The sequence below is a fragment of the Bradyrhizobium sp. genome (genome assembly GCF_049512235.1).
Classification (GTDB): domain Bacteria; phylum Pseudomonadota; class Alphaproteobacteria; order Rhizobiales; family Xanthobacteraceae; genus Bradyrhizobium.
This window is the reverse complement of sequence record NZ_JBEKXH010000490.1, coordinates 1-4,710: the sequence shown is the minus strand read 5'-3', so window position 1 is coordinate 4,710 and position 4,710 is coordinate 1. Positions and strand designations below refer to the sequence as shown.

The 4,710-nt window shown below is 63.7% G+C and carries 2 protein-coding genes; both read right to left on the bottom strand.

The window, feature by feature from the left end:
- Positions 1-170: 170 nt before the first annotated feature.
- Positions 171-635 carry a hypothetical protein gene (locus ABSG20_RS30200; RefSeq protein WP_423868121.1) on the bottom strand — a complete coding sequence of 155 codons (465 nt, stop codon included), beginning with the start codon at positions 633-635 and terminating at the stop codon, positions 171-173.
- A gap of 12 nt (positions 636-647) precedes the next feature.
- On the bottom strand, positions 648-4,034 hold the full coding sequence (locus ABSG20_RS30195; RefSeq protein ID WP_423868120.1) for a CHAT domain-containing tetratricopeptide repeat protein: 3,387 nt from the start codon (positions 4,032-4,034) through the stop codon (positions 648-650).
- Positions 4,035-4,710 lie beyond the last annotated feature (676 nt).

Sequence of the window (4,710 nt, the reverse complement as noted above, 5' to 3'; positions counted from 1 at the left end):
GGCCTGGATACCCGACAATTCCTGACGCACAGCATCCCGCTTGCGAAGCAGATCGTCCCGCTCCGCGATCACGGACGGCGGGATGGCGATGTCGCGCGCGCAACTGCCGCAAACCAGCGCGGCCGAGGGGTTCTCACGGGTACAGAATGGGCAGATCACCGGCATCGAATTCAAGGGGCCACCTTTAGGACAAAACTCGTGCTGCCCACGCGCCCATCGGAGTCCTTGATATCGACCCTGACCATGTGGTCGCCGGCCGGCAGTTCGGCGTCGGGCATGTCAATGCCGGTGGGTTGCACGAAGGGTTTGATGCGTGGCGTCAGGTCGACATTGGGTGTTCTGAGATAGGTGACCTTGACCGAGTCCGGATCGATTTTGGCGCCTCCGAAGGACTCGAACTTCAACTGAAAGTGCACCGGAGAGTGAACGTTGTCGGCCGGCATGACCACGTCGATCTTGGGGCCCCGGGTTATTCCCCGCCGGTCGGCTGCAACCGCGCCGCGAGGTGGCGGCAGCTTTGACTCTTCCTCGGTGATCAGAACATGCGACGCGTGCGCCGGCATCGAGGAGGACGCAAACGCCGTAACGCTTACCGCTAGAAAGATGGTCGCTAAAAAACGATTTCTCACCGTCATTCCCCCACGACCCTAGCGCGCTCTTCCGTCGCCGATGATGGAATACGGCGCCCAGAACAGCGGATGCGCATAACTGAACTCCGTCTTGCCGTCACTGCCGAGATATCCCGGACCATCCATCAAGGCCAACATCGCCTGACGCATGGCTTCGCCGCGAGTGAGCGTTGGATCGTCGGCCTGGCGCTTGAACAAATCCGTCATCAGTTCCCGCGCCGACTGCGAATGCACCGACCAGTTGGTGACCAGCAGGGCACGCGTGCCGGCATAGAAGAAGGCGCGGCCCAGGCCGGACGCGGCCTCCGCACCAGCCACCGCCCCGGCACCGGTATTGCAGGCCGACAGAACGACCCAGTCGGCATCGAGCTTCAACGACAGAATTTCCTCCATCGTGAGCAGGCCGTCACCGTCGCTATCGGCGACCGCCGGCGCCGACAGCGCCAGCGCGGGCTGGGTCAGGCCGTCCAATTCGCCGGGCACCAGACCGTGGGTCGCAAATGCGATCACCTTGAATTTCGACAGATCCTTGGTCTTGACGTTTTTCTCGTTGGCGTCCTTGCCCAGATTGAGCACCTTGGCCGGATCGGCCTGCAGCGCCAGCGCGATCGATTTCAATTCGACCGCGGTATCCGGCAGTCGCGGCAGCTGGGCCAGTTGCACGCTGTCGACGCCGTCCAGCTTCGGACTGTTGCGCCGCTTCAAAGGCATTCCGCGGGTAACGTTGGACGCATCGGCTGTTTCCACCGCCTGTTCGCTCTTGGCCGCTTCATCCGCCTGCTCCTGGCTGAACAGCGGATCGCCGAAGCCGATCAGTTCCCGGCGCGAAGCCGTGCCGGGCGGCAACTTGCGCAACGTCAAGAGCGCGGAGATCGAAGGCACCAGCGTCACCGCGTGGGTGCGGGCCAGCCACGGCACTTTTCGGTAGCTGGAAAACAGCGGATCGTCCGCGGGATCGATCTCCGATGGCGCCGTCGGCAGCAAGGACAGCGGCAGCAGGCCAAGCGCTCCATTGGTAACGACGATCAGATTTTTGGCCGGCTTCCAGTTGGCTTCCGCCGGCTTCAGCAAGGTCGCATACAGGTCATAGGCGAGTTTCAAGTCGAAGGCCGGAATATCCGAGATCATCGCGGCATTCGGTTCGAGGGCTTCGCGCAGCTTGGTCACCTCCGCGTTGAGGTCGCCGAGCGTCAGCTCGATGCGGCTGAATTGGACGGGTCCGGCCTTGCGCAGGATCCAGACGAAGCTGTCGAACCGGCCGAAATAGAACGACAGCAGTGCCTCGTCATCGCCGAGTTGCTTCTGCATTTCCGCCGCTCCCGGCGGCGGCGGATTCACCAGGTTACCGTAATCGGGAAACTTCCTGGCGATGTCCTTCAAGGTCTGGGTGTGCGCCGACTGCAGGCGGGCGATCTCGGCCTGCGTGCTGGTAAGCGCTGCCGCATCGCGCTCGGATTCCGGCAGGGTCAGCAGATTGTTCAGAGTGGCCACCGCCGCGCCGATCTGCTTATCGCTGTCCTGCGAGGCCCGCACCAATTGCGCGAGTTCGGGATTCTTGGCGGCCGAACGTGCCGATGAGGCTTGCAACGCGCGCTGCACCGACTGCCCACGCAATACGTCGGCATAGCCGAAGGTCTGTTCTATGGCGGCGGCGGTGGCAAGCGACGGGGTGCGGCTCAGCAGTCGCAGATAGCCTTCGATCACGAACCGGATCCTGTTCTCGCGGGCGGCGGCGGTGGCGCCGCTGTCCTCGTCGCTGCCGCCTGAGGTCGACAACAGGACCGGCAGCGACGCGTTGAAGGCCAGCAGTGATTCCGACGCTTTGCCCTTGCGCGACAGCGCGATTGCGTAAAAGCCGCGCGATAGCGCGGTATTAAAACTCTTGTCTCCGGATCTCTGGCGTTCGCGCTCGTAGGTACGCGCTGCGATTTCGAGCGCGTTGTCGTTGTCGCCGCGCGACAGCATGACGGCGATCCGCGCGAGCCCCCCGCTGATGGCTTCGCGCCGCGACGGCTCCCAATGGGCAGTCCAGGCGTCGATCTGGTCGTAGAGTTGCGACGCGGCCTTGTATTGCCCCCTCAGATTCAGGATTTGCGCGAGGAACACCTGCGCGCTGACCATCTGTCCGGACTCGGCGCCATATCCGATCCCTTGATAGATACCGATGACCTCACGCTGCAGCTGCTCGGCCTCGGCATAGCGGCCTTGCTCCTGGATCACATAGACGAGAACCCCGAGCACCCCGGCGGTGTCGGCATGAAACTTACCGGATTTACTGAGCCGGTTGAGCAGCGCGCGCCTGACGTCGGCCTCGCCTTCGCCGACCCGTCCCTGCTTCACCTTGGCGCGACCCTCGAACGCCAGCGCCCAGTCAGCCGACCTTTCCAAATCCCCTTCGGCGGGTTTGCTTTCCCACTGCGGGAGGGCCTTCAGTGAACTTGTATACAGGATCGACGCCTTGTGATAGGCGGCCTCCGCCTGCGGGTAACGACCGCGCTGCTCCTCGATCCGCGCGTTGCCGTCCTCCACCAGGGCTTGCCAGGCCATCCCGTAGATTGGGAACACCGGCCAGCGCTGCGCCTCGACCAGCAGCGTGCGATTGCGCGCGGCGTAGGTCTCCGCCGCGTCGATGTCGCCGTTCTTCAAATAGCTCAGCGCGAACACGTAGTTCACCCGGAACAGCTTGCCCTTCGACTGGTTGGCGAACGTCGCCGACTGCTTGGTGAGCAAGGCGTTGGCGCGCTTGAATTGCCCGGCATCGCGCAACAGGCGCGTCAGCAGGTCTTCGTAGCGGCTGCCGAGATTCCTGTAATCGACGCCCTGGCCATTGCTGACCGCGAGCTCGGCATCGTCGAGGGCGTCGGCGCGGCCGAGCAGCGCTCTGGCCTGGGCGCGCTTGTAGTGGAAATCGGCGAGTTCGCCACCCTTCAGTCCGGACGGAATGTCGGCGTCAGCCGTTGCCGTCAGCCTGGCGATCGCGGCGGCATCGGGCTTCTGCTGGTCGAGAATCGCCGTGATGTCGGCAACCGTTCGCGGCGGCGCCACCAGCGTTGCCGCCGCATCCTTTGCCGCGTCCTCGGCGCTGATCTTGCCCTGGCCGGGTGTCGGCGCCAGTTTGTCCGCCGAGAACAGCGCAGCCTTGGGACGCGCCGCGGTCATGGCGGCTCTCACACAGGACTGGACGATCGACCTCGCTTTGCCGAAGCACGCCTCATGCGTTCCACCGGCCTGCATGCAAGCCATGTAAGCGGGCTTGCCACTCGAACTTCGACAGTTCTCGATCGCCTGATCTTTTTCAAGCGCATGCCCCGTGGAAATGCCAAGCAGTGCCAGCATTGCGATGCAGGACAGCCGCACCGCAGAAGAATGGGCAACGTGCTTCATCGTCGCGATGCCGCTATGCATTTGCGTTCTCAAAAAATTGCGTTCTCAAACAATTCGACTTCAGCTTAGTTCTTAGTCAATAAGACGGCAAAATTTAGAAGCTTGATTTCAAGTATGTTAGCTCGGCCGATCGTCGAGCGCTACGATCAACCGATAATTCAACCCTGGACATTGCCAAGCGCCCAAGCCGATCTCTGGTGGACGCCCGGGTCGGGCGGGGGCGGCCGCCCCTCAGCACGATGCGGCGCGCTGGCGCCAGCGGCGCCCCGGGGTGGTTGCCATCAGGCGATCCGATCGCTGCTGCGCTGCGACAGGTCGCGGGGAAGCGGCGGCATCCGACGCCTGGGTTTCATTTCATTTTCGTCATGGCCGGGCCAAAGCGCCAGCGGGTCCGCGCGAAGCGCCGCCCCGATGAAAGGCTCTGCGCGTCTTCGCCCAGAGGTCCCGCCTGCGGGGCCGAAGCCCCTTCGGCGCGGCGAAGGCCCGGGCATGACGATCGGTCGCTCCAGGCGCAAATAAACGCCCCGCGGCGCGAGGCGCCCGGGCTTTTGCAAGAACGTCTCGCCCTCGAGATCACAGAGGGCGCGGGGAATGCCGCGATGCCCAGAGGCACCCGCGGCCTCGCGTGCAAGAAAACGGCCGACGCACACGAGGTAACAGCGAGGCACCGGATCATCCGGCATTCCCCACACAATGG

Bases quoted from the DNA above. Each gene is read 5' to 3' on its own strand.
- ABSG20_RS30195 (WP_423868120.1), bottom strand. From the start codon at position 4,034: ATGCATAGCGGCATCGCGACGATGAAGCACGTTGCCCATTCTTCTGCG.
- ABSG20_RS30200 (WP_423868121.1), bottom strand. From the start codon at position 635: ATGACGGTGAGAAATCGTTTTTTAGCGACCATCTTTCTAGCGGTAAGC.